This window comes from Embleya sp. NPDC127516 (assembly GCF_044765325.1).
Lineage (GTDB): Bacteria > Actinomycetota > Actinomycetes > Streptomycetales > Streptomycetaceae > Embleya.
In genome coordinates this window covers 12,041-37,999 of the sequence record NZ_JBIWJT010000004.1, presented here as the reverse complement: position 1 = coordinate 37,999, position 25,959 = coordinate 12,041, and the positions used below count along the sequence as shown (strand labels likewise).

22 protein-coding genes are annotated in these 25,959 nt (G+C 72.7%); 9 read left to right on the top strand and 13 right to left on the bottom strand.

What is annotated here, in order from left to right:
* Window positions 1–38 precede the first annotated feature (38 nt).
* The gene (locus ACIRL2_RS08075; protein ID WP_402230924.1) at window positions 39–617 is read right to left on the bottom strand and encodes a TetR/AcrR family transcriptional regulator; all 579 of its coding nucleotides are present in this window, start codon (window positions 615–617) and stop codon (window positions 39–41) included.
* 263 nt (window positions 618–880) lie between these two features.
* On the opposite strand from ACIRL2_RS08075, the gene ACIRL2_RS08070 reads away from it, so the two are divergent.
* Entirely contained in the window at window positions 881–1,468 is a 588-nt protein-coding gene (locus ACIRL2_RS08070) for a LuxR C-terminal-related transcriptional regulator (RefSeq protein ID WP_395858607.1), read from the top strand.
* Between the two features lie 242 nt (window positions 1,469–1,710).
* Here ACIRL2_RS08070 and ACIRL2_RS08065 read toward each other — a convergent pair whose 3' ends face one another.
* The 8 genes from ACIRL2_RS08065 to ACIRL2_RS08030 form a co-directional block, all read right to left on the bottom strand.
* Window positions 1,711–3,435, bottom strand: a complete 1,725-nt coding sequence (locus tag ACIRL2_RS08065) for an ATP-binding cassette domain-containing protein (protein ID WP_395858606.1) — start codon at window positions 3,433–3,435, stop codon at window positions 1,711–1,713.
* Entirely contained in the window at window positions 3,432–5,240 is a 1,809-nt protein-coding gene (locus tag ACIRL2_RS08060; RefSeq protein ID WP_402230920.1) for an ABC transporter ATP-binding protein, read from the bottom strand. The genes ACIRL2_RS08065 and ACIRL2_RS08060 overlap by 4 nt, the downstream gene beginning before the upstream one ends.
* A 123-nt stretch (window positions 5,241–5,363) precedes the next feature.
* Complete coding sequence (locus ACIRL2_RS08055) at window positions 5,364–5,501, bottom strand: SapB/AmfS family lanthipeptide (RefSeq protein WP_395858604.1); 138 nt, start codon at window positions 5,499–5,501, stop codon at window positions 5,364–5,366.
* Between the two features lie 97 nt (window positions 5,502–5,598).
* Window positions 5,599–8,211, bottom strand: a complete 2,613-nt coding sequence (gene lanKC, locus ACIRL2_RS08050; RefSeq protein WP_402230918.1) for a class III lanthionine synthetase LanKC — start codon at window positions 8,209–8,211, stop codon at window positions 5,599–5,601.
* Between the two features lie 367 nt (window positions 8,212–8,578).
* On the bottom strand, window positions 8,579–9,448 hold the full coding sequence (locus ACIRL2_RS08045) for a biotin-dependent carboxyltransferase family protein (RefSeq protein WP_402230915.1): 870 nt from the start codon (window positions 9,446–9,448) through the stop codon (window positions 8,579–8,581).
* Window positions 9,445–10,062, bottom strand: a complete 618-nt coding sequence (locus ACIRL2_RS08040; RefSeq protein WP_402230914.1) for an allophanate hydrolase subunit 1 — start codon at window positions 10,060–10,062, stop codon at window positions 9,445–9,447. The genes ACIRL2_RS08045 and ACIRL2_RS08040 overlap by 4 nt, the downstream gene beginning before the upstream one ends.
* Entirely contained in the window at window positions 10,059–10,823 is a 765-nt protein-coding gene (locus tag ACIRL2_RS08035; RefSeq protein ID WP_395858600.1) for a LamB/YcsF family protein, read from the bottom strand. The genes ACIRL2_RS08040 and ACIRL2_RS08035 overlap by 4 nt, the downstream gene beginning before the upstream one ends.
* The gene (locus ACIRL2_RS08030) at window positions 10,820–11,542 is read right to left on the bottom strand and encodes a GntR family transcriptional regulator (RefSeq protein WP_395858598.1); all 723 of its coding nucleotides are present in this window, start codon (window positions 11,540–11,542) and stop codon (window positions 10,820–10,822) included. The genes ACIRL2_RS08035 and ACIRL2_RS08030 overlap by 4 nt, the downstream gene beginning before the upstream one ends.
* Window positions 11,543–11,696: 154 nt before the next feature.
* Here ACIRL2_RS08030 and ACIRL2_RS08025 point away from each other — a divergent pair, with 154 nt between their 5' ends.
* From ACIRL2_RS08025 to pcp, 3 genes are read left to right on the top strand one after another with little or no spacing between them, the layout of a single operon-like run.
* Entirely contained in the window at window positions 11,697–12,458 is a 762-nt protein-coding gene (locus tag ACIRL2_RS08025) for a DUF969 domain-containing protein (protein WP_395858597.1), read from the top strand.
* A complete protein-coding gene (locus ACIRL2_RS08020) occupies window positions 12,455–13,423 on the top strand; it encodes a DUF979 domain-containing protein (RefSeq protein ID WP_395858596.1) in 969 nt (322 codons plus the stop codon). The genes ACIRL2_RS08025 and ACIRL2_RS08020 overlap by 4 nt, the downstream gene beginning before the upstream one ends.
* Before the next feature lie 53 nt (window positions 13,424–13,476).
* Window positions 13,477–14,121, top strand: coding sequence for a pyroglutamyl-peptidase I (gene pcp / locus ACIRL2_RS08015; protein WP_402230910.1), 645 nt, complete (start codon window positions 13,477–13,479; stop codon window positions 14,119–14,121).
* Window positions 14,122–14,136: 15 nt separating this feature from the next.
* Here the strand turns inward: pcp and ACIRL2_RS08010 are convergent, their stop codons facing one another.
* Complete coding sequence (locus ACIRL2_RS08010; RefSeq protein WP_402230907.1) at window positions 14,137–14,793, bottom strand: hypothetical protein; 657 nt, start codon at window positions 14,791–14,793, stop codon at window positions 14,137–14,139.
* A 530-nt stretch (window positions 14,794–15,323) separates the two neighbouring features.
* Between ACIRL2_RS08010 and ACIRL2_RS08005 the strand changes: the two genes are divergently transcribed.
* Both ACIRL2_RS08005 and ACIRL2_RS08000 read left to right on the top strand, forming a co-directional pair.
* A complete protein-coding gene (locus ACIRL2_RS08005; protein ID WP_402230905.1) occupies window positions 15,324–15,893 on the top strand; it encodes a hypothetical protein in 570 nt (189 codons plus the stop codon).
* A 174-nt stretch (window positions 15,894–16,067) separates the two neighbouring features.
* Window positions 16,068–16,757, top strand: a complete 690-nt coding sequence (locus ACIRL2_RS08000) for a class F sortase (protein WP_402230902.1) — start codon at window positions 16,068–16,070, stop codon at window positions 16,755–16,757.
* 720 nt (window positions 16,758–17,477) lie between these two features.
* Here ACIRL2_RS08000 and ACIRL2_RS07995 read toward each other — a convergent pair.
* Entirely contained in the window at window positions 17,478–19,259 is a 1,782-nt protein-coding gene (locus ACIRL2_RS07995) for a histidinol-phosphatase (protein ID WP_402230901.1), read from the bottom strand.
* Window positions 19,260–19,464: 205 nt separating this feature from the next.
* Window positions 19,465–20,166 (bottom strand): DUF2306 domain-containing protein, encoded by a 702-nt coding sequence (locus tag ACIRL2_RS07990; protein WP_402230899.1) that lies wholly within the window; start codon window positions 20,164–20,166, stop codon window positions 19,465–19,467.
* A 157-nt stretch (window positions 20,167–20,323) separates the two neighbouring features.
* Here ACIRL2_RS07990 and ACIRL2_RS07985 point away from each other — a divergent pair, with 157 nt between their 5' ends.
* Window positions 20,324–21,370, top strand: coding sequence for a sensor histidine kinase (locus tag ACIRL2_RS07985; protein WP_402230897.1), 1,047 nt, complete (start codon window positions 20,324–20,326; stop codon window positions 21,368–21,370).
* Window positions 21,367–22,029: a response regulator gene (locus ACIRL2_RS07980; protein WP_395858588.1), complete on the top strand. Its 663-nt coding sequence runs from the start codon at window positions 21,367–21,369 to the stop codon at window positions 22,027–22,029. The genes ACIRL2_RS07985 and ACIRL2_RS07980 overlap by 4 nt, the downstream gene beginning before the upstream one ends.
* Before the next feature lie 78 nt (window positions 22,030–22,107).
* Here ACIRL2_RS07980 and fusA read toward each other — a convergent pair whose 3' ends face one another.
* Window positions 22,108–24,228: an elongation factor G gene (gene fusA, locus ACIRL2_RS07975; protein ID WP_402230894.1), complete on the bottom strand. Its 2,121-nt coding sequence runs from the start codon at window positions 24,226–24,228 to the stop codon at window positions 22,108–22,110.
* A 1,157-nt stretch (window positions 24,229–25,385) separates the two neighbouring features.
* Between fusA and ACIRL2_RS07970 the strand changes: the two genes are divergently transcribed.
* Entirely contained in the window at window positions 25,386–25,859 is a 474-nt protein-coding gene (locus tag ACIRL2_RS07970; protein WP_402230892.1) for a hypothetical protein, read from the top strand.
* The last annotated feature ends 100 nt before the right edge of the window (window positions 25,860–25,959 follow it).

The following is a 25,959-nucleotide window of genomic DNA, read 5'->3' as shown; positions in this document are numbered from 1 at the left end:
GGCCGGTGGGCACCGGCCGGTCGATCTCCCGGTCGGGGTCAGCGTTCGAGCCGGCTCAGTTCCGTCTCGATCGCCTCGGTGAGGAGGTCCCGGGCGTGCGATATCGGGAGGATCCCGGCCAGCCAGCGGCCGCTGAGGCCTTCGAGGAGGGCGGTCAGGCGCTCGGCGGCGGCCCGGGCCGCCCGCGGGGGCGCGCTCGGGACGGCCTCGGCGATCAGGTCGCCGATCTCGACCGACCACTCCGCGGTCGCGTTCGCCAGGTCGGTCCGGAGGGATTCGTCGAACACTGCACTGGCGCACAGTTCGTTCCACGCGGTGCTGTTCTCCCGGACGATCGGGTCGTCCTGCAACTCCAGCAGCAGCCGGTGGCTCAGCTCGGCGCGCGCCGGCATCGGTGCCGCGCCCGGCTCCCGCTCGGTCGTGTACCGGTCGGCGCGGTCGTTGATGAAGCCCAGGGTGGCCCGCAGGACTCCCGTACGGTCCTTGAAGTGGTAGTAGATCAGGCCCGTCGAAACGCCGGCTTCGGCCGCCAACTCCTCGACGCGCAGCCCTCGTACCCCCCGGCGTGCGATGACGCGTGCGGCGGCTTCCATGATCGTGATGCGACGGTCGGACACAAATCGACACCCTAGCGCGTGTCCTCATTTCCCCATCCGACCCTCGCCAGGACATCCGGGAGGCGCCGGTCACGATCGCCACCGCGTCACGATCGAGACCGGCCGCGAGCGATCGTGGTCGGACAGGAAACGCGAGCCGTACAGCAAACTGTCGCCCAAACGAATCAACCGGTTACCGGGTGTCGTGTGTGCCGTGGGGCGGGGTAGCTATCGAGATGCTCGACGGGCAACCACGGGACGTCGATGTCGACTGGGGGGCGAACATGATCCGGGTTCTATTGGTGCACGACACGGAGCTGATCCGTTCGGCGCTCGCCGCGCTGCTCGATCGGGAGGAGGACATCGAAGTGGAGGCGGAGAGTTGGGACGGGGCCGCTCGACGGGCGCGATCCCAACTTCCGCACGTGTGCGTGGTGGACGTGGACTGTCCGGGGGCCTCGCTGTTACCGATGCGGCCGGTCGACCCGGACTGCGCGCTCCTGGTCCTGGCCACCACCGCCCGGCCCGGCAGTCTGTGCCGGGCGGCCGAGGCCAAGGCCCTCGGCTTCGTGGACAAGGACGCCCAACCACCGCAACTACCACGTGCGATAAGACTGGTGGCCGCCGGTCGGCGCTACGTGGACGGCTCGCTCGCGCTCGACCTGTTGCAGGCCGCGACCGCGCCGCTGACCCCGCGCGAGCTGCGCGTACTCTCACTTGCCGCCGAAGGGGCCTCGGCCCCGGAGATCGCCCGCAACTTGCGGCTGAGCATCGGCACGGTGCGCAACTACATGTCCGCGATCACCCGAAAGACGGGTGCGCGCAACCGGATCGACGCGATCCGGATCTCACAGGACGCGGGCTGGGTTTAGACCGGCCCGGTCGGATTCGGGCACCGCGCCGGAGCCCGGGTTCGACCGCACTCGGCGTGCGGGTATCCGCACGGACGCCCCGCCGAGACCGCGATCCGGACGCTGTTCGACTCGGATCCGTTCGACTCGGATGCGTTCCCCGCAGGACCGTTTCCCTCGGATGCATTCCGCCGGGATCCGCCGTGTCCGGATTCGCCGCCTTCGGATCCGCCGCGTCGGTCGCGTCCGGGGATCCGTTCCGCTCAGATGCGTTCGGCATGCCAGTGTCCGACCAGATCGCGGTAGAGCGGTGAGCGGTCCAGGAGTTCGCGATGGGTGCCACACACCGCGTGTGCGCCGTCCAGGACCAGGATGCGATCGGCGCGGCGGGCCGACGTGATCCGGTGGGCCACCACGATCAGCGTCCCGGGCCGGGCGGCGAAGGCCCGTTCGGCCCGCTCCTCGGCGATCGGGTCCAGATGACAGGTCGCCTCGTCCAACAACACCAGCGGGGCCGGCGACAGATGTGCCCGGCCCAGCGCGATCAACTGGCGCTCGCCCTGGGACAGGGACGCGGGGTCCACGAGCGCGTCCAGGCCGCCCAGTCGACGAACCAGCGGAAGCAGGCCGACCGCTTCCGCCGAGGCGGTCAGCGCCGCGTCCTCGGCGCCGTCCGGGCACAGGTACAGCAGGTTCTCCCGCACGCTGCCGGTGAACACGTACGCCTGCTGCGGGATGAGTACCCGCAGCCGGGACGGATCGCCGCCGACCGGACGCACCGAGCGACCCCCGACGCGCACCTCGCCCCGGTCCGGGGCCAGTAGAGCGGCGACCAGCGCGACCAGCGTCGACTTGCCGATCCCGCTCGGGCCGACCACCACGACGTGTTCGCCGGACTCGATGCTCAGATCGAGGTCGCGCAGGACCGGCTGCGCGTTCGGCCCGTAGGCGAAGGTCACCCCGCGCAGCTCCACCCGGGGTGGCCCATCCGCGTCCGGGACCGCCCGCGCGGCCGGCGCCGGAGGGTTCGCGGGGGGCTCGGTGAGCCGGTCGAGCACCACCAGGAGCCGGGTGCCGGCCGCGCCGAGCGCGTTCATCAAGGTGTGCAGGGCGGGCAACAACGACTGGGTCAGGTAGGTCAACGCGCCGAGCAGGGCCCCGGCGGTCAGTCCTCGGCCCAGCAACCACGGGGTGCTGATCAGCAACAACAACACCGGAAGTTGCCCGGCCACCGCCAGGGCCAGGGCCCGGGCGGCGGCCCAGCGGGCGAGCGAGCGCGCCGCCCGGGCCTCGGCCTCGATCAGCGTGTGGGTCCGGGCCGCGACCGGCTCGCGAGCGCCCGCCGCGAGCACGTCGCGCAGGCCCTCCGCGACCTCGCCGAGGCGCGTCGACAGTGCCTCGTCGGCGTCCAGGAAGGTGCGCTGCCGGGCCGCCATCGGCACCAGCGTGGCCACGAAGAGCAGCAGACCGAGCACCAGCGGCGGGCCCACCACGAGCAGCAACTCCGGCGCCAGCGCGCCCAGTCCGATCAGCGCGCCGAGCGCGGTGAAGACGAACGAACGGGCCACCAGGACCAGTCCGGCGAAGCTGTCCCGGGCGATCTCGGTCTGATTGGTCAACCGGGACACCACCGCACTGTCCGACCCGCGGGAGGGCGCCGCGATCGCATCGCCCAGCGCCCGTGCCGCCACGCGCCGCACCAGACCGTCGCGCAACGGCTCGACCAGATCCGCCAGACCGCGAAAGATCCCACCCGTGGCCAGGCCGCCGAGCACGATCGCCGCCGCCGCGACCGCCAGCCAGACCAGGCCGAGCGCGGTATTCCCGGCCAGGAACCCCTGATCGACGGCCATCGCCACGCCGTAACCGACCAGGAACGTCTGCGCCGCCTCCAGCAGCGACCAGGCCGCGAGCCGGGCCACCACCAGCCGCCGTCGGCTCACGAACCGCCGAGCCAGGGCCCACACGCGAGACCGTTCGCCCCTCATGCGCGGTCCCCGTCGGGCCCGGTCGCGTCGACCCGTTCGCCGGAAGTCCGCCCCACCGCGTCCGGATTCGCCGCAGCCGGATTCGCGAACACCGCCCGGTAGTCCGGGTCCTCCCACAACAGTTCGTGCGTTCCGATCGCCCGCACCCGGCCGCCGGCCAACCACACGACCCGGTCCGCCCGGGCGGCCGAGGAGGCCCGGTGGGCGACCAGCAGCCGGGTGCCCGCGCGCACGTCTCGGACCAGCGCCCGGCCGACCCGCAGTTCGGTGACGCTGTCCAGACTGGATGTGGCGTCGTCCAGCACGAGAAGTCGACCGGCGTGCGCGAAGGCCCGGGCCAGACCGAGGCGTTGCAGTTCGCCGCCGGACAGTGGCGCGGTGCCCAGGGGCTCCGCGTATCCGGCCGGCAACAACCGGATGAAGGTATCGGCCCCGGCCGCCTCGGCGGCGGCCTCGATCTCGACGGCGGATGGCGCGTACGGCCCGAAGCCGATGCCTTCGCCGATCGTGTCGCCGAACAGCGCCGGTCGCTCGAACGCGTAGCCGACCTCCCGGCGCAGCAGCTCCGGTTCGATCTCGGTCAGCGGCACCCCGTCCAGCAGCACCGTGCCCGCGTCCGCGTCGGTCAGCCGTCCGGCCACCGCGGCGAGCACGGACTTGCCCGCGCCGGAGTGGCCGACCACGGCCATCGTGCTCCCGCCGGGCACGACCAGGTCGACGCCGCGCAGCACCGGTGTCCCGCCGCGTACGACGGTGACCCCGCGCAGTTCCAACCGGCCCGGGCCCCCCGGCGGCAGGTCGCGGTCGCCGGAGCACAGCGCGGGTACGGCGAGCAACTCGGCGATCCGGCCGGCGGCGGCGCGGCTGCGCACGAGCGAGTCGAGGGCGCCGACGGCGGCGCCCAGACCGGCGGCGAGCACCGCGTAGCGTGACGCGGCGAGCAACTCGCCGACGCTCAACTCGCCCTGGGCCAATCGCGTTCCGCCCATGGCGAGGACCGCCGTGGTGAGCAGCGGCACCAGCACGCCGGTGCCGGCCATGGCGCGCCCGTAGACCTGCCACATCCGCCGCCCCTGCGCGCTCAGTTCGGGCAACGGGGCCAGGATTCGATCGAGCTCGCGCCGTGAGCCGCCGGCCGCGGCGACCGAGCGGGCGCCGCCGAGGGCCTCGACCAGGCGGGTGGCGATCTCGGCCTGGACGCGCTGATAGTGCGACACGCTGTCCGAGGAGCCGCGGACGAAGACCCGCAACAACCAGAGCAGCAGCGGTACACCGGCCAGGAACACCGCGAGCAGGCGCAGGTCGATCAGCGCGAGCGCGACCAGTCCGCCGAGCGGCACGCACAGCGCGGCCAGTCCGTTCGCCGCGGTGGTGGGCGCGGTGCTCGCCTCGGCGACGTTGCCGGTCAGCCGGGTGACCAGGTCGCCGGGTGTGCAGCGGGCGGCGGCGCGATGGGGGGCCAGGGTCAGCAGATGGTCGACGCCCCGGCGGCGCAACCAGGCGGCGGTACGCGCCCCCGTGACCCCGCCGAGCAGGGTCTCCAGGGTGTCGAAGACGACCCCGGCGACGATCAGGAGCACGCACAGGGTGACCGCGCCGCGCTGCCCGGGGGCGTCGTCGAGCAGCAGGTCGAGGGTGTGGCCGAGGACGGCGGGCAGTGCGATCGCGACACCGGCGGAGCCCGCGCCGCAGACGAACCCGGCCGAGATGCGGCCCGCGCTGTGCCGCAGCGCGCCGGCCAAGAGCCGCCCGGTACCGGAGTACGCGGGCGGCGGCGGGTCGGGGGTCCGGCGCGAGTCGGCCATGCTGGTGCGGTTCCTCGCCTTCGGGAGAGGGGTACGGCATGGGCAGGTCCCGGGCGGAATGCCGCCGCCCGGGACCGCGGTGCCCTCGTCACCTCGGGGTACTCACCCCTGGGTGCGGGTGCGTCAGTGGCAGGTGATCAGGCTCAGGCTGCTGTTGCCGCAGAGCAGGACGCTGAGGTAGCTGCCGCCACCGCCGCCACCGCCGCCACCGTTCAGCTCAACCTCTTCGGTCTCCATCGTCTGCAGGTCGAGAAGTGCCATGGTGTTGTTTCCCTTCGGTTGTCGTACTCGATGGTTCGAGATGGTGCGCCGGCCCCGTGCGGGGCCGGTCTTGCCTCGATCCCGCAAGGGATCGGCTTCAGGGCCGCCGGGTCGGCGGCGGGAGGAAGGGCAGGTGCACGGGTCGGTCGTGCAGCGCGCTGCCCAATGCGAGCAGGCAACCGGCGGTGCCGGTGCTCAGGTCCATCGACAGCCGCATCATCTGCTCGCCGGCGAAGGCCAGTTCCCCCCGATAGGGGAGCGCCCCCCAGGCCAGCGAGTCGATCTGGCGGCGGATGTCGCCCGGTTCGACGCCGGGTCCGTCGGTGGTGGTACGGCTCAGGTGCAGAACCATGCCCGCCGCGCCGCGGAACAGTCCGGGTTGGGCGTAGAACCTGGCCTGCGCGGCCCGGACGATCTCGCCTCGGGCGGCCTCGAACTCGGCGTCGGCACGATGCGCGAGGTAGTCGTCGAGCACCATGCCGATGCCGACGCTGCCGGCCCCGAGGTAGGGCATCGTCCGTCGACCCTCGTCGACCTGGAGGGTACCGCCGACGGCGACCACACAGCGGGCCAGATCACGGCGCAGCGCCTCCGCAGCGGCTTCCAACAGATCCGGCTCGCCCACGCGTTCGTACAGCCGCAGGTACAACAGCGCACTTCCGGCGGCGCCGTACAGCAGCCCGGCCCGGGTCGGTGCGGGTTCGCTGCGGGTCCGCTCGGCCAGCTCCTCGGCGCACGCGAACGCGTGCGCTTGCAGAGCGTGTTCGCCGGTGGAGGCAGCGAGCGCGTCGAGCGCCAGGCCCAGGCCGGCCAGGCCGCTGTGCAGATCGCGGGCCAGCGTGCGTCGGTCCTGGGCGAGGATCAGGTCGACCAGTTCCAGGGCCTGTTCGCGATGACCGAGTCGGTCCAGCGTCCAGGCCACTCCGGCCAGGCCGTCGTAGAACCCGATCGGGGTGCCGGACCGCGGGTTCTTGGCGGCGCGCAGCAGCCATTCCTCGCCCTCCGGACAGGCCGCGGCGCCGGTCTCGGCCAGCGCGTACAGCACCCCGGCCGCGCCGTGTGCGAAGCACGCGCCTCCGCCCGGAATGGCGAACTGCGCGATGTCGCCCGGGAAACAGCGGTCCTCGCGATCCGGGGTGGCCGACGCCCGGATCGCCCGCGCCATCGAATCGCGGCTCTGCGGCCAGTTCGCGGGAGTCACCGGAAGGTAGTCGTGCGTCGACCCCGTCCCGCGCGACACCGCCGGCACCGCGAGCCCGGCCTCGCCGGCGGGCCCGTCCGGGTGCGGGTCGCGCAGGATCTCCTCGACCGCGGAGTCCAACCAGCCCTCGGGGATCGGGAATTCCGCCATGGCGATCCGGACCAGGTGCCGGGCCTTGCCCCGATCCACGGTGAACAGGCTGGTCAGCGGTAGGAACAGGGCGATGCGCAGGCACGCGAGCGCGTACCGGTCCACATCCGCGCCGCGCCGGTCGGCGGGAGCCAAAAAACCCGGGTTGGCGACCACTTGCCGGCGGGTCTCGTCGTCGACCGTGGCGGCCTCGAAGTCGAGCAGCGTCACCGAGCTCTCGTCCTCGGACATCATGATGTTGAACAGGTGCAGGTCGTTGAACACCACACCGCGTGCGTGGATCTCCGCCACGGCGTTCTCGACCAGCCCGTACACCCGCATCGCCCACTGTGTGTACTCGGCGAGGCGCTCGGGCGAGGGATCCGTCTCGATCAGCGGGTGGCGGTGCGCGAAGAAGGTGTTCAGCGGGCTGCCCTGGACGAACTCCAGGACCAGGAAGCGATGATCGCCGAGGGTGAACCAGTCGTGCACCTCGGGCGTGCACACGAGCCCGCTCAGTCGGCGCAGGGCGTCGCGTTCGCGCTCCAGGCGGGTGACCGCGTCCGCGCCGTCCGCGCCGAGTCCGGCGTAGGGGCGGGCCTCCTTGAGCACGACCTGCTCGTCGGTGCGCAGGTCCCGGCCGATGTAGACGCCGCCGCCATTGGAGAAGTGCAGCGCGCGCTCGATCCGGTACGGGAGTTCACCGACGGTGGTGGCGGTACGGGCGGCCAGGTGTGGGGCCAGGAAGGCGGGCAGGGTGAGCCACGAGGGTACGTGGAAGGTGGGTTCCCTGCGGTCCGGGACCAGGGTGCCGGTGTCGTCCTCGATCGCGGGGCACAACACGCCGTTCGCGTCGTGACACGTGCGGTCGGCGAAGCTGCCGTAGCGCACGAACACCGGGCCCTCGCCCCAGCGCAGATCGCTGAGGATGTACGGCCCCGGTTCGCCGGCCAGCAGCGCGGCCAGGTCCGTCGCGACGACCCGACACTGCTCGTCGTCGGCCGGGTAGACGGTGACGAACTTGCCGCTCGCGGCCCGATCGGCGTACTTGGCGTTGCGGGTGTGCAGCAGGTACGGACTCGGCATGCACTTGAAGGCGATGCCGCGCGGGACGCAGTGGTCCCAGATCGCGGCGAGCACCCTGTCGGCGTTGTCCAGGCACGCCGACACGTGGATCTTCCAACCCTGGTCGGGCAACCGGCAGTCCACCGGGCGGAACGCGAGCCAGTCGCCGGAGCGGTGGCGCAGCCAGCCGTCGGGGAGTTCACGACGGGCGGTCTCGTAGTGCGCCGCCGGGCCACCCTCGTCCGTGCGAAGGCGATGCGGCGCGTCGTAGAACTGCCGATCGGCGTCGCAGTAGGCCGCGTAGCCCTTGTTCATCGTGCTCCCTTCCCGGTGGCCGGGGTGCCGTGGGGAACACTGCCGGCGGGTGGGAGCGGCGGACAGTCGCAAACGTCACGAATCATCGGTGAGGAACGAATGCCTCCGGTCGTGAGGAACTCACGTTCGCGGCGGTCGAGTTGCCGGTCACCTGCGGCGGAGTACCGGACCGACGCACCGGCGTCGCCGGTGCGCGGTGCCGGTGAGGCACACACGAAAGCGCCGCGCCGTCGATGCACGATGCCGGTGAATCGCACGGAAGCGCCTGTGCGGTCGGTGCGCGGTGACGACGACGATGATGACGGCGAGCGTGGGCGCCCGTGCCCTCGGCACGTGGTGACGGCGCCGCGGACGGGCGCCCGCGCCGTCAGCGCGCGGTGACGGTGAAGCGCACCGGAGTGCCCGGAACCGCCTGGGCGGCGTGGGCGAGGTACTCCTCGGGGACCACGCCGATCACCGGATAGCCGCCGGTGACGGGGTGATCGGCCAGGAAGAGCACCGGACGCCCGTCCGGAGGCACCTGAACCGCACCCAACACCATTCCCTCGCTGGGCAGTTCGTCGGTGCGTGCCCAGCTCAGCGCAGGTCCCTCGGTGCGCAGCCCGATCCGGTTGCTCGCCGACGCCACCGTGTAGCGCGCGGCTCCGAGCGAGGCGAGGGCGCCGGGAGTGAACCAGTCCTGCCGGGGGCCCGGGATCAGCGGCAGCACCAGTTCGGTGGGCGGCCCCGGCCGCCGCGAGACGTCCGCGCCCGCCGGAGTGGGTCCGGACGGCTCGCCCAGCGCGAGCACGTCGCCGTCGGCGAGCGGCGCCGGTCCCAGGTCGGACAGCAGGTCGGTGGAGCGGCTGCCCAGGATCGGCTCGACCGCCACCCCGCCGGCGAAGGCCAGATACCCGCGCAGCCCGGCGGTCGCGGGGCCGACGTCCAGCACGGCACCGGCCGGCACCCGGATCGCCGCGCCCCACGCGACCGGGCGGCCCTGTACCCGGACCGTGCAGGGTGCGCCGACCACCGCGGCCACGGTGGTCGTGCGCACCCGCACGGCGGTGCCGGTCAGCGTGGTCTCCAGGGTCGCCGCGCCGGACGGATTGCCGACCAGATGGTTGGCATGGCGGTGCGCGGGCTGGTCCAGGGCCCCCGAGCGTGGCACACCCAGGTGCGCGAACCCGTCCCGGCCCAGGTCCTGAACGGTGGTCAGGGCCCCGGCCCGGACCACCTCGACGGCGCGCGCGTTCATCGCTCCACCGCCACGAAACGCACCCGGACGCCGGGCGCGAACAACGCGGCGGGCTCCCGGGCGGCGTCCCACAACACCGCGTCGGTGCTGCCGATCAACTGCCAGCCGCCGGGCGACGAGCGCGGGTACACGCCCGCGTACTCGCCGGCCAGCGCCAGCGAGCCGACCGGCACGGACGTGCGCGGGGTGGCCCGGCGGGCCAGGTGGTAGCGCTCGGGCAGGCCGGTCAGGTAGCCGAAACCGGGCGCGAAGCCGCAGAACGCGACGCGGAAGGTGATCCCGCCGACGATCTCGGGGACGCGTTCGACCGGCACCCGCCACAGGTCGGCCACCTCGGCCAGGTCGGGCCCGTCGTAGCGGACCGCGATCTCGATCCGGTCGCCCGCCTCGGCGGACAGCGGCGGGATCCGCCAGCCGGGCACGTCGGCGGCCAGCGCGGCGGGGTCCGCGAGCCCGTCGAGCAGCACGGTGCGCGCGGCCGGGACGATCTCGCGTACCGCCGGCAGCGTGCCCGCGGCGCGTCGGCGAAGCAGCTCGGCGTGCAGCGCCTCGGCCCGGTCGGCCGTGTCCACCTCCAGGAGCAGCGCGTGTCGGCCCACCGGCAAGGCCCTCACGCGAACGGCTCCAGGGACACTCCGGCGGCCGACAGCGCGCGGCGGACCCGCAGCGCCAGCTCGGCCGCGCCCGGGGTGTCGCCGTGCAGGCACAACGACCGGGCCGAGACGGCGACCCGCTCTCCCGTGATGGCGACGACGGCGCCCTCACGCGCCATCGTCAACGAGCGGGACACGACCCGGTCGCCGTCCTGGACGACGGCACCGGGCTCCCCGCGCGGCACCAGGGTGCCCTGCGCGGTGTATGCGCGGTCCGCGAACGCCTCGGGTACGCAAGGCAGTCCGGCGGACTCGGCGGCTTCGAGCAGACGTGAGCCGGGCAGCCCCAGAACCGGCAGCGCACCACCGGCCAGCAACACGCCGGCGACCACCGCGCCGGCCTGATCCCCGTCCCACACCGTGCGGTTGTACAACGCGCCATGCGGCTTGACATAGGCCACACGGGCTCCGGCGGCGCGCGCGAACACCTCCAACGCGCCGATCTGATAAGCCACTTCGGCGGCCAGCTCGGCGGCCGGCACGTCCATCGCGCGGCGGCCGAAACCGGCCAGGTCGCGGTAGGAGACCTGCGCGCCGATCCGCACGCCGCGTTCGGCGGCCAGTTCGCACACCCGGCGCATGGTGACCGGATCCCCGGCGTGGAAACCGCATGCGACGTTGGCGCTGGTCACCGCGGACAGCAGCGCCTCGTCGTCGGTCAGCGTCCAGCGACCGAAGCCCTCGCCCAGGTCGGCGTTGAGGTCGATCACGGTGTCACTCACGCGCCGTCCATTCGCATCGCCGCGCAGATCATCTCGCACGCGTCGTCCAGATACCGCTCCAGGACCACCGCCGCGCCGGGCGTGTCGCCGGCCGTGAGCAGGTCGACGATCTCCCGGTTGCGCCGCAGGAACGGCTCGTGCAGCGCGCGGGCCGAGGGCATGGCCAGGAAGGCCAGGCGCAGTTCGGCGATCAGCCGGGTCATGTACTCGTCCAGGCGCGGGCTGCCCGCGAGCGCGACCAGCGCCCGGTGGAAGCGCAGGTCGGCGGTGCCGACCTCGGGCCAGTCGCCGATCTCGGCCGCGGCCTCGCCGCCGGCGACCGCCGCGTGCAGCGTGGCGAGCCGTTCCGGGCCGGCCGACGCGGCTGCTCGCAGGCCGGTACCCTCCAGGGCCCGACGGACCGCGTAGATGTCGGTCACATCGTCGGGGTCGAGCATCCGGACGAAGACGCCGCGATTCATCTCGTGGACGACCAGGCGGCCGTCCACCAGCGTGCGGAACGCCTCGCGCAACGTGTTGCGGGAGACGCCGAGGGCCGCGCCCAGGGCCTGTTCGGACAGTCGGGTGCCGGGTGGCAGCGCGCCCTCGGCGATGCGATCCCGCAACACCTCGGCGACGCGTTGTGCGGTGCCGGCGCGTCCGAGCAGGTCGCGATCGGCGGCAAGGCGTCCGAGCGTGTCGTCGGCCGACGGCCGGGCGAGGTCGACGTCTTGGCCCATGTGGGGTCCCCCAGAATGCGACGAGCGGTGCGGGAGGAGTAGATCAAGTTCCCGTACCGTTCACAAGGTCTTGTGGGATTGTTCAACAATAGCTTAGCCTCCTCGGCACCTCCTCGTCCCCCTGTTCGAGGACCCGAGCGTGGAAGGCTGCGCAATGATTGTGCTCCTCGGCGTCCTACTGGTGATCGTAGGGTTCGCCACACGACGCAACCCCCTGCTGGTGGTCGGTGTCTCCGGCGTGGCCACCGGCCTGCTCGGTGACCTGTCACCGCGCGAAGTGCTCGCCGCCTTCGGCAACGGCTTCGCGTCCAGCCGGGGCGTGACGATCTTCGCGATCACCCTGCCGGTGATCGGCCTGCTGGAGCGCAACGGCCTCCAGGAGCAGGCCCGGACCCTGATCGCACGGTTCGGCAAGCTCACCACCGGGCGCTTCCTGGTGTTGTACCTGGGCCTGCGCCAAGTCACCGCCGCCGTCGGCCTGGTCAGCCTGGGCGGCCCGGCCCAGACGGTCCGGCCGCTGGTGGTTCCGATGGCCGAGGGCGCCGCCGAGCGCAGCCACGGCGCGCTCCCGGACAAGACGCGCGAGAAGATCCGTTCGCACGCCGCCGGCGCCGACAACGTCGGCCTGTTCTTCGGCGAGGACTGCTTCCTCGCGGTCGGCTCGATCCTGCTGATCACCGGCTTCGTGAACACCACCTACCACCAGCACATCGAGCCGCTGCACGTGGCGCTGTGGGCGATTCCCACCGCCGTCTTCGCGTTCCTCATCCACGGCGGACGACTGCTGCGGCTGGACCGCACGCTGGCCCGCGAGTTCGCGGCGGTGTCCGCCGCCGGGCCGCCCGCCGAGACCGCCGCCGTATCCGCCGCCGCAGGTTCCGCCGCCGGCACCGTCGCCGAGGGGAAGCTCAAGTGATCAAGGTCGAGTGGTTCTTCTGGCTCGTCGGCGCCGTCTTCCTGGTGATGGCCGCGCAGATGCTCGTGGACCGCAGCAATCCCAAGCGATTCGGCAGCGCCGCGTTCTGGGGCCTGCTCGGCGCGGGTTTCATCTACAGCACGCGGGTCGTGGAGAAGACCTCCCCGGCCGAACCGCTGGGCGTGGCCGTACTGGTGATGGTGTGTCTGGCCGGCTTCGGCTTCACCGGCAAGGGCACCGTGCACACCACCGACCGCGAGCAACGGGTGGCCATCGCCGCCCGACTCGGCAGCCGGATCTTCATCCCGGCACTGACCATCCCCGTGGTGGCGATGGTGTGCGCGGTGCTCGTGAAGAAGTGGCACATCGGTTCCGAACCGATCCTGCAAAAGGGCAGCGAGACCATCCTGGGCCTGGGAGTCGGCGCGATCGTCGCGCTCGTGGTGGGCATGCTCGTGGTCCGCGAGAAGCGGGTCAGCGTGCCGATCCACGAGGGCCGTTCGATGCTGGAGGCGATGGGTTGGGCCCTGCTGCTGCCGCAACTCCTGGCCACCCTCGGCTCGATATTCCAGGTCTCGGGGGTCGGCAAGCAGGTCGGCGTGATCACCTCGAAGGTGTTGCCGGACGGCAAGATCTACATCGCGGTGATCGTGTACTGCCTGGGCATGTTCCTGTTCACCACGATCATGGGCAACGCGTTCGCCGCGTTCCCGGTGATGACCGCGGCGGTCGGCTGGCCGGTGCTGGTGGTCGAGGGCGGCGGCGACCCGGCGGTGGTCCTCGCGCTGGGCATGCTCGCCGGCTTCTGCGGCACGCTGTGCACCCCGATGGCGGCCAACTTCAACATCGTTCCCGCGGCACTGCTGGGACTCAAGGACCAGTACGGACCGATCAAGGCGCAACTGCCCACGGCGGGCGCGCTGCTGGTCGTCAACATCGGCATCATGTCGGCATTCGCCTTCTGAGCCGACCGCACTCCGCCCCTCCACCCGCCCAGCCGTCCCAGGAGACAGCAGCCATGACCCGCGTACTCGTCACCGGATTCGACACCTTCGCCGGTGAGGCCACCAACCCCTCGTGGGAGGCGGTCCGCCTGCTCGCGGACCTGCCCGAACCGGGCCTGGAGGTCACGGCGGTACGGCTGTCCTGCGTGTACGGGGTCGCGTTGGAGGAACTGCGGGCAGCCGTGGAGCGGGTAGATCCCGACCTGGTGCTGTGTGTGGGCCAGGCCGGCGGCCGGCCGGACGTCACCGTGGAACGCGTCGCGATCAACGTCGACGACGCGCGGATCCCGGACAACGCCGGCCGGCAGCCGATCGACGTCCCCATCGTCGAGGCCGGTCCCGCCGCGTACTTCGCCACGCTGCCGGTCAAGGCGTGCGTGGCCGCGGCCCGCGCGGTAGGGGTGCCCGCGTCGGTGTCGCAGACCGCGGGCACCTTCGTCTGCAACCACGTCTTCTACGGGCTGATGCACCTGCTCGCCACCGAACGCCCGACCACCCGGGGCGGCTTCGTGCACGTCCCGTACTCCTCCGACCAGGTCACCGAGCGTGCGGCCCCCTCCCTCCCGCTGCCCACGATCGCCGCCGGCCTGCGCGCCGTGATGACCACGGCCGCGACCCGCACCCAAGACATCACCGCCGCCGGCGGCGCCACCCACTGAATCCAGGCCGTCCGGTCAGGCGTCCGCGGCCGACCAGAACACCCCGACCTCGTCCTCGGCGACCACGACCGGTCCGACATCGCCGGCCACCGTCACCAGGCCGTTCGAGCAGCGCACGGGGTCGTGGTCGCGGGCCGCCAACGGGGTGGGGCTGTCGTTGGCGTAGTAGCGGGCGCGGCGACCGAAGCGGCCGAGCAGCGTCTCCGCGGCCTCGATCGCCCGCTCGTCGGCACGGGCGACCGCCTCCCACGCGAGTGTCCTGAGGCACTCCGAAGCCGCGCGCCAACCCACCTCGTTCAATTGCGCCATCAGCGTGTGCCCGTCGGTGACGGTGAACTCGACCCAGTCGGTGACCAGATTCGCCCATCCGCGCGGGTCACCGTCGTACGTCACGGTCGCGAACCACGAGCGGGGGCCGCGTGCCCGCCGATCCGGCTCGGGCAACTCCGGGTTGTGTCGCCGCATCACCTCCGCGGCCACCCGCGCCCAACCCCGGTTGTCGGGCAGGTCCGCGACAGGGAACGGATACGTGTCCGCGAGCTCCAGCGCGGACGAGCGCCACGGACTCCGACGCGCTCCCCGGGCCGCGACGCGAACCACCTTGAGGTGGTCCCGCAACTCGCCCGACGCGGCCTCCCAGGCCACGGCCTCCCGTGTCGTGCCGGTGCTCATGACCGCGAAACGATCACGACCCGGGACCTGTTCCCACCGGCGGCGCGCCCCGGTCGATACTGGTGATCGGTCATCGCGCTCGCTCCCGAAGCCGATGGCTCGATGGTCCGGGCCGACCGCCGACGCGTCCCCGACCGGCATCGCACGCCGGATGCGGCCGTCGGGCACCGGGGCGGCATCGCGACAGGACCCGCCACCGCGCGTCGCGGTTCGGCGAAACCCGGGTCATCGACGAAGGACCCAAGCCGGGGGAACGGCCTCGAATCCCGACGCCGGAACGCCTCGCGGCGTCGGTGGTCACCCGTTCGGGTAGGCCGGCGCCGAGTTGTGCGAACCGCGCTCGCGGACCCGGTCTCGCGCGGAAACTCCGGGGCCGTGCGCGTGACACAGTGTAGCCGGCCGGCCTCGCCACGGCATTCTCGGCATGCGTGGGGTCGGACGCCCGGCTTGGCTGGAGGTCGCGAGCACGGCTGTCCCAGCGGTAGGTCGCTACCGCGTCCGGGCTCGCCGGAGGTTGCATCATGCGTTCGATGAACAGGCTTGCGGGCGCCGCGCTGCTCGGCACGAGCCTCGCGCTGGCCGCCCCGGCGGTCGGCCACGCCGCCCCCGCCCGGTCCCAGGTCAACCCGGCCGACTGCGCGAAGGCGGTCGCCGCCGCGGCGAAGGCCCAACTGCAGTACGACGCCGCGCTCGCGGAATACGGCAAGGACGCGGCCGCCGCCGGCGGGAAGCCCGACAGGTCCCGGCAGGAGCAACTCGAGCGCGCCAAGCACGAGTTCGACGCCGCGGCATCGGCCGCCGCCAAGGCGTGCCCGAAGGTCGAGTCCGCCGGCGAGAAGAACGGTTCCGGCGAGAAGGCCGGCACCGGCGAGAGCGGCCACGACAAGGACCGCGCGGACTCCGCCGAGGATGCGCAAGGCGGCACCGGCGGGTACCAGGGCAGCCACGCCGCGGCTCCCTCGGGCAGCATGCACACCGGTGCCGGCGGGACCTCCACCGGCGCCGGCGGCAGCGAGATCGCACTCGGCGCCGGCCTGTTCGCGGCCGGCGCCGGCGTCCTCGTGCTGCATCGTCGTCGACGCGCGGGCGGCCGGATCTGAGCGGATCCTTCCCGGCCGCAACGCCGCAGCACCGCAACGCCGCAACGCCGCAGTACCGCGTTCCCGCACCGCCCGACCACGGTCGCGCGGTGCGGGAACCGGGCGGAACACACCCACCACGCGGGCGACTTCAGGCCGAGGCCGGTCGCCGGGCACAGTTGTTCGGGAGCATTCGTGGAACCTTCGGCGCCGGCCGACGCCGCACCCGAGCGCAAGCGCGGCAGGGGACCGGTGGGCGCCGCCGCAGCCGCGATGTGCCTGGGTCTCGTACTGATCGTCAACGGCACCGGGGCCGTCGACCCGCCGCCGCAGCCCGGCCAGGCCCGGGTCTATCCGGACCAGCCGCGCCCGGCGCCGCACGATCCGCCTCCGCTGGCCCCCCTGCCGACCGCGGCGCCGATCCGGGTGCGGATCCCGGCGATCTCGGTGGACGCCCCGCTGACCGGGCTGGCGCTCGAGGACGGCGGCCGACTCGCGGCCCCGCCGGACGACGAGGGCAATCTCGCCGGCTGGTACCGCGAGGGCACCGCGCCGGGGGCCGGCGGCACCGCGATCATGGCCGGACACGTGGACACCCGGCAGGGTCCGGCGGTCTTCTACCACCTCGGCGAGCTGCGCCGGGGGAACACCGTCGAGGTCGATCGGGCCGACGGCGACACCGCGATCTTCACCATCGACGCCATCGAGGTCTATCGCGCCGAACGATTCCCCGATCGACGGGTCTACGGTGCCGCGAAAGGGGCGGAGTTGCGGCTGATCACGTGCGGGGCGGGCTTCGACGAGGTCGAACAGCGCTACCGGGGCAACGTGGTCGCGTTCGCCCACCTGACCGGCCGCCGCCCGGCCGACGCACCGGACGGATGACATGCCGCCGCCCCGCCGACCGGGTGGCCGTCGGGGCGGGCGAACAGCGTTGCGATTCGGATCAGTTGGCCGTACCCGCGGCGACGGCGAGCTTGTTCGTGTCCGCCTGGTCCGTGTCCGTGTCCGTGTCCGCGCCGGCGCGTCGGACCCGGACGCGTCGGACCTGGGCTCGCGCATCAGGATCAGGGCGAGTGCGGCGGCGGCCCGGAAGTCGGCGGCGCCGGCCCGGAAGCCGGCCGACATCGCGCTGGTGAAGGCCTCGCGGGCGGCGTCCGCCAACCCGTGGTCACCGGAGGCGACCAGGATCCGGCACGGGTCCGCGACGAGAACTTCGACGACGGCCTCCAGCGCGTGCCGGACGGCTTGGCCCTTCGGCTGGGCCAGGTCCTGTCCGGCGGATCCTGGTGGGTCCGCGCCGCCCGGCACCGCGCCTCGCCGCACCGGAGAAACAGCCGAAGAGAACCACTATGCGGCTGCTTCTCCGGCACGCCGATGCACGGCATCCGCCCTTCGGGCTCCTCGCTGCGCTCACGACGCGGCCCGATCCACCAGGATCCGCCGGACAGGGCCTGTCCGCACCGGCGGGTCCCGCGGTCCGGCCGCGGTCCCCGGCGGCGCATCATCGAATGCTCGGCCGGGTCCCGGCGCGCACCGGTACCCGGCTCGCGGCCGAGGCCGGGGATCGATGATCCCCGGCCTCGGCCGTGCCGTGCGCGTCGGTCAGTCCCGGTGCGAGCCCTTGACGTCGACGAAGATCGGGTTGCTGTAGAACCAGATGTCGCGCCACGGGTCGCCGTCGTTGTTCGGGTGCTGGATCGGCCCGGCCGGGTCGACCCGCGGACCGAACGGGCCGACGCCGTGCCGGTTTCCGTCGCTGCCCCGGAGCCGGATGTAGTACGGCTTGTTCCGGCGCGGCAGCTGCACCTTCAGGGTGTAGGTGCCGGTCCGGCCGGCCACGTCGATGCGCTTGCTCACGCGTGTGTCCGGGGCCTGCCACGAGTCGGCGTCGCGGGACTTGCCGGTGACGGTTCCGGTGATCACGTCCACATGCGCGAGTCGGGGAATCTCGCCGTGGTAGTTCGGCCGGCTCGCCGTGGTGACCCGGATGTAGAGCGTGGCGCCCCGGTTGGCCGCCAGCGGCAGCCGGCCGCCCAGGGTGACCGGCTCGGTGCGACCGTTGTCCGCGACCAGCCACACGTCCAGACCGTCCAGCAACTGGCCGTGGTCCACCCACACCCGCCCGGCGCGCAGGCCCGCCATCACGTCGCGGTAGCCGAAGCGCTCCACACCCACGTGGGTGCGGCTGAACTGCCCCGGCCAGAAGTCGCTGCCGGGCTGCGGGACCCCGGTGTCCACGGGCAGCGGCTTGGAGCCGAGATCGTCGAAGCCCTTGCCGGGCGGGTAGGCGCCGTCCGCGTAAGTGTCGAACATGGTGCGGTGGTTGTCCGAGTTCGAGGTGACCGACCACAGCCGGCCCTCGGCGAGCAACGCGTCCCACATGCCGCCGACCGTCGCGGTCATCCAGTCGAAGCCGCCGTGCGTGCGATAGCTCTCGATCGGGTACCTCGGCCAGCTCTGCGGCGACGGCGCGTTCTGGTACTCGCCGCGCTGGAAGCTGCCCGGCCCCGACTGCCCCTCGCGAAACTTCACCCATTCCGGGTCGGCGTTGGCCTGCGAACCGGGCGCGCCCTCGAAGCCGAGGAAGATCGACGGGTCCGCGTCCTGCCACGCGCGCAATTCGTGCGGGGAGACGATGCCCAGCCGGCTCGGGTGGTTGGCCAACACCAGCACGTCGTCCACGTAGCCCTCGCGCCGGCGCTGCCCGAGCCAGCGGATCGCCTCCACGGCCTTGGCCTCGTTTGCGGCGGTGGCCGGGTCGCCCACCGCGCCGACGTCGAACTTGTTCAGCTTCGCGTCGAACTTCAGCTCGAACTGCCGCAGCAGCTCCACCTCGTTGGCGCCGGGCGCGACCATCAGGGTGGCGTGCTCGGCGGCGGGCACGTACCACTCCAGGCCCTGGAAGATCAGGACCCGGGGGTTCTCCTTGCGTGCCTTGACGATCTCCTCGTGCTCGCGCTGGGCGCCGCCCGCATTCGCGTGGCCGAAGTTGGCGTGCTCGGTGTAGACGATCCAGTCCAGGCCGAACTGGCGACCCTGCGCCGCCGACTGGGCGAAGCCGTACTTGGCGTCGTGGCTGTAGACGGTGTGCACGTGGTGGTCGCCCACCAGGTAGGCGTACTTGGCGGGCGGACCGTCGTGACCGGGACGCGAACTCGCCTGCACCCCGTCGTCGGACTCGGCCGCGGCGGCCGAGCCGGCGCCGACCGCACCGAGCGCCGACGCGCCCAGGAAACCGGCCCCGAACAGCCCCGCCCGACCGATCAGGTCGCGTCGGGACACGCCCTGCGCGTCGAGCCGGTCCTCGGCCACCTCCGGGTCGGCCCACTCGGGCAGTCGCACTGCGGGGTGATCGGGTTGGTTCGAGTGATCGGCGGTCGCCATGTGGGGTCCTTGCGGTCGGGGGCGTCGGGGGATGCCGCCGTGACGCTATGGGCCGCAGGTGGCGAACGGGCGACGAACATCCCGCGCGCACGTGACGGGCGGAATGATCTTCGGGTGCGCGCCCCCCGCGAGCCCGGGCCTTGCGACGAGACGGAGGGCCCCTGCTCGACGTCGCCGTGTTCCCTCCCCCGCACCGGGGCCCGTCTCACCCGGTCCGAACCAGCGAATCGGGTGTGTCGCCGGGACGCCGCCGCGACGTCGACCGGCCCCGCCCGTTCCGGCGCAGCAGCAGCTCGACCACGATCAGGTTGGGCACCCAGCACAGGAACGGGACCACCTTGTACGCGCTGTCGAAGTCGGTGAACGGGACCAGGATCACCAGCCACAGCCGCAACGTCACCGCCGCGTAGGTGAACGCGAAGGTCCGGTGCATCCACCGGCGGTGCTCCTCGACCGCGCCGCGCCGAATGGCCCGTACGGCCGCCAGCGCGCAGGTCGTCCACAACACCGCGAGCATGCCGAACCCGGCCGTGCCCACCGCGCCGGCGTAGCTCATCGGCGCGAGGGTCAGGCCGGCGACGCCGCCGACCACGATGCACGCCACCACCACCCGACCGCAGACCCGGTGCAGCCTCGGCGCGCGGGCCCGGGCACGGGCCGAGAGCTGTGCCGGGGACAACAGCAGGGCCACGGCGGCGGGCACGATGTGGGCGTAGAAGGCGGCGCGGACCCACGCGGGTCGGTCCGCGTAGTTCGCGGCGATGTCGCCGTCGTCCGCGGCCAGCTCGGCCAGTGAGGTGGTCAGGTAGGGCAGCGGCGCGAAGACCGCGATGGCCAGGGCCGTCAGGGCCAGCCACCAGACCCCCGCCGTGCGCCCTCGGGTCGAGTCGTGCGTCACCGCCGTCATGTCCGTGCGTCCTTTCGCTGCATGCCGGCAACGCTAGGAAGCACGGGGTGCCGCGCTCGCCCCTCGGGGCGGGGGAACCGTCTCCCTCCTGCGAGGGAGGGTGGTCTCCGCCGAGGGGAGGTGGACCGATCCGGCTCCGATCGGTGCAGGATGGGCCATGCGCATTTCCGACGCCTGGCTGACCGTGGCATTCGTGGTCTGCGCGGCCTCGGTGACCGTGTTCATGCCGGCCGGTTCGCCCTATCGCGGCCCGGACGCGGCCGGCCTGGCACTGGCGGTCGCGGCGGCGGTCTGCCTGTGGTGGCGCCGGACCGCGCCGGTCGTGGTGGTCGTCGTCGCGTCGGTGCTGGTGGTGGTCAACTCGGTGGTGGGTTATGCCACCACGGTGACCCAGTGGCCCGCGTGGATCTCGCTGTTCACCCTCTTCTCGCTGCGCGGCGCGCTCGATCGATGGGTCGGCGCGGTGGCGGGGCTGGCCGCGGTGAGCGGCTACGTGTTGTCCGATCGCGAACCGGTCGGCGCGGTGGAGGTGTTCAGCCTGTTGGTGTGCTTCCTGATCGCCACCGTCACCGGCGACGCGGCGCGCAGTCGACGGGCCGCCACCACCGCCGAGCACGCCCGGGTCCGGGCCGAGGAACGCACCGAGTTGGCCCGTGAGCTGCACGACTCGATCGGGCACGCGGTGAACGTGATGGTCATGCAGGCGGGGGTCGGCCGCCGGGTGTTCGCGGCGGATCCCGCCTTCGCGCGCGAGGCGCTCGGCAACATCGAGAGCGTGGGCCGCGAGGCGCTCGGTGAACTCGACCGTCTGGTCCGGGTGATGCACGCGGCCGAGCCGGTGACGGACCTGACCGGCCTGGTCGATCGGGTCCGGGCCGCCGGACGGGAGCTGCGGCTGGACGCCGCGGAGGTCACGATGAGCGCCGGTGTCGCCCGGGCACTGCACCGGATCGTCCAGGAGGCGCTGACCAACGCACTGCGCCACACCGAGGCGGGCCGGATCGACGTGCACCTGGCCCAGGTCGGCGCCACCGTGGTGCTGGAGATCGTCAACCACGGCGGAAACCTTCGGATCGGCCGGCCAGGTCGCGGTCTGGCCAACATGCGCGAACGCGCCCGCCTGGTCGGCGGCGAGGTGGAGGCGGGCCCGATCCGCACCGGATTCCGGGTACGCGCGACCCTGCCCGCACAGGCGCCCTCGTGATCCGGGTCCTGCTGGCCGACGACGACGCGCTGGTCCGCGGCGGCCTGAAGGCGCTGCTTCGGGCCGAGCCCGGCATCGAGGTGGTGGGCGAGGCCGCGAACGGCGTCGAGGCGGTGCGCGCCGCGCTCGCGCTGAAACCCGACGTGGTGGTGATGGACATCCGGATGCCGGTCCGCGACGGGGTCTCCGCCACCCGCGACCTGATGGCCGCGCCGGATCGCCCGAGGGTCCTGGTGCTCACCACGTTCGACCTGGACGAGGTGGTGGACGACGCGATCACCGCCGGCGCGGACGGATTCCTGCTCAAGCGGGCCACCCCCGAGGAACTGGTCACGGCGATCCGCGCGGTCGCCGCCGGCGACGCGGTGGTGTCGCCGGCGGTGGCCCGCAGGTTGTTCGCCTCGCACGCCGCGCGGGTGGGTCCCGACCACGAGCGCGCGGCCCGGCTCACCGAGCGTGAGGCGGACGTGCTGCGGGCGATGGCGCTGGGCCTGTCGAACACCGAGATCGCCCGTTCGCTGCACCTGTCCGTGGAGACGGTCAAGACGCACGTCAAACACGTGCTGGCCAAGCTCGACGTGCGCGATCGCACCCAGGCCGTGGTGTGGGCCTACCGGACGGGCTTCGCCTATCGCGGCACGTCCACCGTCGTGGAGTGAACCGGGATCCCGTCCCCCGGGACGGGACCCGGGTGCGGGGCTGCGCCCGCAGGCGGAGCCCCGCACCCTTCTCGACCGCTACGCCGTGCCGGCCTTGGCCAGGATCGTGTCCGCGACGTGTCCGGGCACCGGTGCGTACGAGTCGAACTCCATCGTGTAGCTCGCCCGACCCGAGGTCCGGCCCCGCAGGTCGCCCACGTAGCCGAACATCTCGGCGAGCGGCACCAGCGCGGCGACCACCTTGGCGCCGGAGCGCTCCGACATCGTCCTGACCTGTCCGCGACGGGCGTTGAGGTTGCCGATCACCTCACCGAGGTAGTCCTCGGGCGTGGTCACCTCCACCGCCATCATCGGTTCGAGCAGGGTCGGCGACGCCAGCCGCGCGGCCTCCTTGAAGGCCAGCGATCCGGCGATCCGGAAGGCCATCTCGGACGAGTCGACGTCGTGGAAGTCGCCGTCGAGCAGGGTGACCCGAAGTCCGGTGAGCGGGTAGCCGGCCAGCACCCCGAACTCCATCGCGGCCCGGCAGCCCGCGTCCACCGACGGGATGTACTCCTTCGGAATCCGCCCGCCGGTGATCTTGTCGACGAACTCGTAGCCGTCTCCCTCCAGTGGTTCGATCGCGATCCGGACCTTGGCGTACTGGCCCTTGCCGCCGGTCTGCTTCCGATAGGTGTAGTCGTGCCCGGGTACCGCCGCGCGCACCGTCTCGCGGTAGGCGACCCGTGGCCGGCCGACGTCGGCGGCCACGTCGAACTCCAGCCGCATCCGGTCGACCAGCACCTCCAGGTGCAGTTCGCCCATGCCCGATACGACGGTCTGGCCGGTGTCCCGGTCGGTCTTGACCCGGAACGACGGGTCCTCCTCGGCCAGGCGCTGGATGGCGGCGCCCAGCTTCTCCTGGTCGGCCCGGGACTTGGGCTCGATGGCCACCTCGATCACCGGGATCGGGAAGTCCATCGATTCCAGCACCACCGGGTGCGCCGGGTCGCACAGCGTCTCGCCGGTGGTGGTCTGGCGCAGCCCCATCACCGCGACGATGTCGCCCGCGCCCACGGACGCGATCTCCTCTCGTTTGGCGGCGTGCATTCGGTAGATCTTGCCGACCCGCTCCTTGCGGCCCTTGACCGAGTTCTGCACCTGGTCGCCGGTGCGGAGCCGGCCCGAGTACAGCCTGATGAAGGTCAGCTTGCCCAGGTGCGGATCACTCGCGATCTTGAACGCGAGGGCCGCGAGCGGCTGTTCGTCCGAGGGCAGGCGGACGACCTCGGGCCGCGTCGGGTCGACCGCGTGGCCCTCGATCGCCCGCACGTCCAGCGGGGACGGCAGGTAGCGTGCGACGGCGTCGAGCAGAGGTTGAACTCCCTTGTTCTTGAACGCTGTTCCACAGAGCACGGGGGTCACGGTGCGACCCTCGTGGAGACCGGAGGCGATGGTGATCCGGCGGATCGCGGCGTGCAACTGCGCCTCGGTGGGCTCCTCGCCCGCCAGGTACGGCTCCAACATCGCCTCGTCGTGTTCGGCCGCGGTCTCCAGCAGTCGGGCACGCCATTCGAGCGCGGTCGCGCGATGCGCGGCCGGGATCTCGACGTCCTCGTACGCCTCGCCCAGTCCGGTCTCGGCCGACCAGAGCAGGGCACGCATGCGCACCAGGTCGACGACGCCGCGGAAGTCGGCCTCGGCGCCGATCGGCAGTTGCAGCACCAGGGCCACCGCGCCCAGTCGTTCGCCGATCATCTCGACGCAGCGACGGAAGTCGGCGCCGGTGCGGTCGAGTTTGTTGACGAAGCAGATCCGGGGCACCCGATAGCGGTCCGCCTGACGCCACACCGTTTCCGACTGCGGCTCGACGCCGGCGACCCCGTCGAAGACGGTCACGGCGCCGTCGAGGACGCGCAGGCAGCGCTCGACCTCGACGGTGAAGTCGACGTGGCCGGGCGTGTCGATGAGGTTGATCCGGTGCCGCACACCCTCCAGTGTCCAGTCGCACGTGATCGCGGCGGACGTGATGGTGATGCCGCGATCGCGTTCCTGGGGCATCCAGTCCGTCGTGGTGGTGCCGGCGTGTACTTCGCCGATCCGGTGCGAGGCGCCCGTGTAGAACAGGATCCGCTCGGTGGTGGTGGTCTTGCCGGCGTCGATGTGGGCCATGATCCCGATGTTGCGGATGCCGGCGAGGTCGCGGGCGGTTCCGGTCATGACTGGTTCTTCTCTCCTGCTCGATGGATGGGTGGAGACGAATCCGGGCAGCCGCCATCGACCCGTGACCCCGTCGGCGAGACCCGGCACCCGGCGGCGCCGCGTGCGGTGGGCGAACGGTACGAAGGGGAAACGGACTTCGTCACATGGCAGGTGCGGTGCGGACGCAAGCGCAGACGCAGAGGCAGGCGCAAGCGCGGACACACAGGCAGGCGCAGGGGCCGCCGGGGCCGGTCGGGACACGACCGGGCACACCTCATCGACCCATGGGCGCACCGCGTGCAGCGGTCGACGACACCGGCGCGCGCCGTCGGGACGGCGTGGCGGTGTGGCCGGACCGGTGCGGCGCGGGGGCGCGGCATGGGGGCCGGTGAGGGTTCGACGTGCGCCGGCGAAGCCGGGACGAGCCGGGCTCAGCGCGGGGCGGCGGCCTTCGGGTCGGCTCGGTGGCGGCTGTGGCGTCGCGGGCCGGCGGGTGGGACGACGGGTGTCGTCCCCCTGGCTACCGGTGGCGAATCAGCCGCGAGGCGACCCGGAGCGATCGGGCCAACGGCCCTTCCACGGCTCCCGGTTCGACGTCGGACGCGCGCTTCGCGGCCGGGTGCCGAACGCGGGGCGCGGCGCTCCGATCCGCTTGCAGGTCACGTCCATGCGGCCACCATAGATCGACAACTCCGGCGCGGTCACCTGGATTTCCGGAGGGACCGGCCGAGGGGCCCGCGGGTGGGGAGGGTGATGGGTCGGCAGGCGGTTCCCGCACCCGCCGTCGGGCCGGGGCGTGCCGGTGTCGGATCGGGCTCGCCCACAGGAGAGCGGGCGAGGAAGCGATGCCGCACAGGGCGGCGAGGGCGCCCCGGTTGCCCGGTCAGGTGGCGGTCGGACCCACGGTCGGCGCCCGATCGCCCCCGGACGGGCCGCGGCGAACCGGTCGAGCGGCAGCGCGCAGGCGGCAGCACATCGGGTCATGCCGGGTCACGCCGAGTCGTGCGGGCGTCGCGCGATGTGGTCGAGTTCGGCGAAGTCGGCGTGTTCGAGCGCGGATGTGGGCAACAATGCGCGCAACGGCGGGCCCGGGAGGACGGACTCGGCGACGACACGGTTCGGGCGGGGCGCGCGTGGGTCCACCCGTCCCGGTGCGGACGGCTACGGGGGGCGGCGTGGAAGCGGAACTGATGACGCTGGCGACATCCGGCGCGACCACGATGGTGGGCCTGATGGTCTCCGAGTCCTGGGCTCAGGCCCGGGCCCGGATCGCCACCCTGTTCGGTCACGGGGATCCGGCCCGAGAGACCGAGATCGAGGAGGACCTCGAACTCTCGCAACGCGAGTTGATCGTGGCTCGGGACGCCGGCGACGACCTGGTGGCGGCGGACATCGAGGCCGAGTGGCGGACCAGGCTGCGTCGACTGCTGCGGGAGGATCCGGTCGTGGCGGCGGAACTGCGCGCGCTGCTGGACGAGTTGGCCCCGGCGGGAGAGGGCGGGTCGGGCGCGGTGCACAACACGATCAGTGGCGGGACCCAACTCGGTCCGGTCGTCCAGGGCCGGGACTTCGACAGATTGACCTTCAACGCGCCCGGAATCCCGCCATCGGTCGATCGGGACCCGGGCGGTCCGGGAGCGCGCCCCTGATCGAGGTCGCCGGATCGATCGGTGACGTGGTGCGCACCGGCCGTTGTCAAGACCGAGTGGGCCCGGTCCGCGCCGCCGTCTCGCCGCGCGCGGCGGGCCC

Bases quoted from the DNA above. Each gene is read 5' to 3' on its own strand.
- ACIRL2_RS08070 (WP_395858607.1), top strand. From the start codon at position 881: ATGATCCGGGTTCTATTGGTGCACGACACGGAGCTGATCCGTTCGGCG.
- ACIRL2_RS08065 (WP_395858606.1), bottom strand. From the start codon at position 3,435: ATGAGGGGCGAACGGTCTCGCGTGTGGGCCCTGGCTCGGCGGTTCGTG.
- ACIRL2_RS08060 (WP_402230920.1), bottom strand. From the start codon at position 5,240: ATGGCCGACTCGCGCCGGACCCCCGACCCGCCGCCGCCCGCGTACTCC.
- ACIRL2_RS08055 (WP_395858604.1), bottom strand. From the start codon at position 5,501: ATGGCACTTCTCGACCTGCAGACGATGGAGACCGAAGAGGTTGAGCTG.
- lanKC (WP_402230918.1), bottom strand. From the start codon at position 8,211: ATGAACAAGGGCTACGCGGCCTACTGCGACGCCGATCGGCAGTTCTAC.
- ACIRL2_RS08045 (WP_402230915.1), bottom strand. From the start codon at position 9,448: ATGAACGCGCGCGCCGTCGAGGTGGTCCGGGCCGGGGCCCTGACCACC.
- ACIRL2_RS08030 (WP_395858598.1), bottom strand. From the start codon at position 11,542: ATGGGCCAAGACGTCGACCTCGCCCGGCCGTCGGCCGACGACACGCTC.
- ACIRL2_RS08025 (WP_395858597.1), top strand. From the start codon at position 11,697: ATGATTGTGCTCCTCGGCGTCCTACTGGTGATCGTAGGGTTCGCCACA.
- pcp (WP_402230910.1), top strand. From the start codon at position 13,477: ATGACCCGCGTACTCGTCACCGGATTCGACACCTTCGCCGGTGAGGCC.
- ACIRL2_RS08010 (WP_402230907.1), bottom strand. From the start codon at position 14,793: ATGAGCACCGGCACGACACGGGAGGCCGTGGCCTGGGAGGCCGCGTCG.
- ACIRL2_RS08005 (WP_402230905.1), top strand. From the start codon at position 15,324: ATGAACAGGCTTGCGGGCGCCGCGCTGCTCGGCACGAGCCTCGCGCTG.
- ACIRL2_RS07995 (WP_402230901.1), bottom strand. From the start codon at position 19,259: ATGGCGACCGCCGATCACTCGAACCAACCCGATCACCCCGCAGTGCGA.
- ACIRL2_RS07990 (WP_402230899.1), bottom strand. From the start codon at position 20,166: ATGACGGCGGTGACGCACGACTCGACCCGAGGGCGCACGGCGGGGGTC.
- ACIRL2_RS07985 (WP_402230897.1), top strand. From the start codon at position 20,324: ATGCGCATTTCCGACGCCTGGCTGACCGTGGCATTCGTGGTCTGCGCG.
- fusA (WP_402230894.1), bottom strand. From the start codon at position 24,228: ATGACCGGAACCGCCCGCGACCTCGCCGGCATCCGCAACATCGGGATC.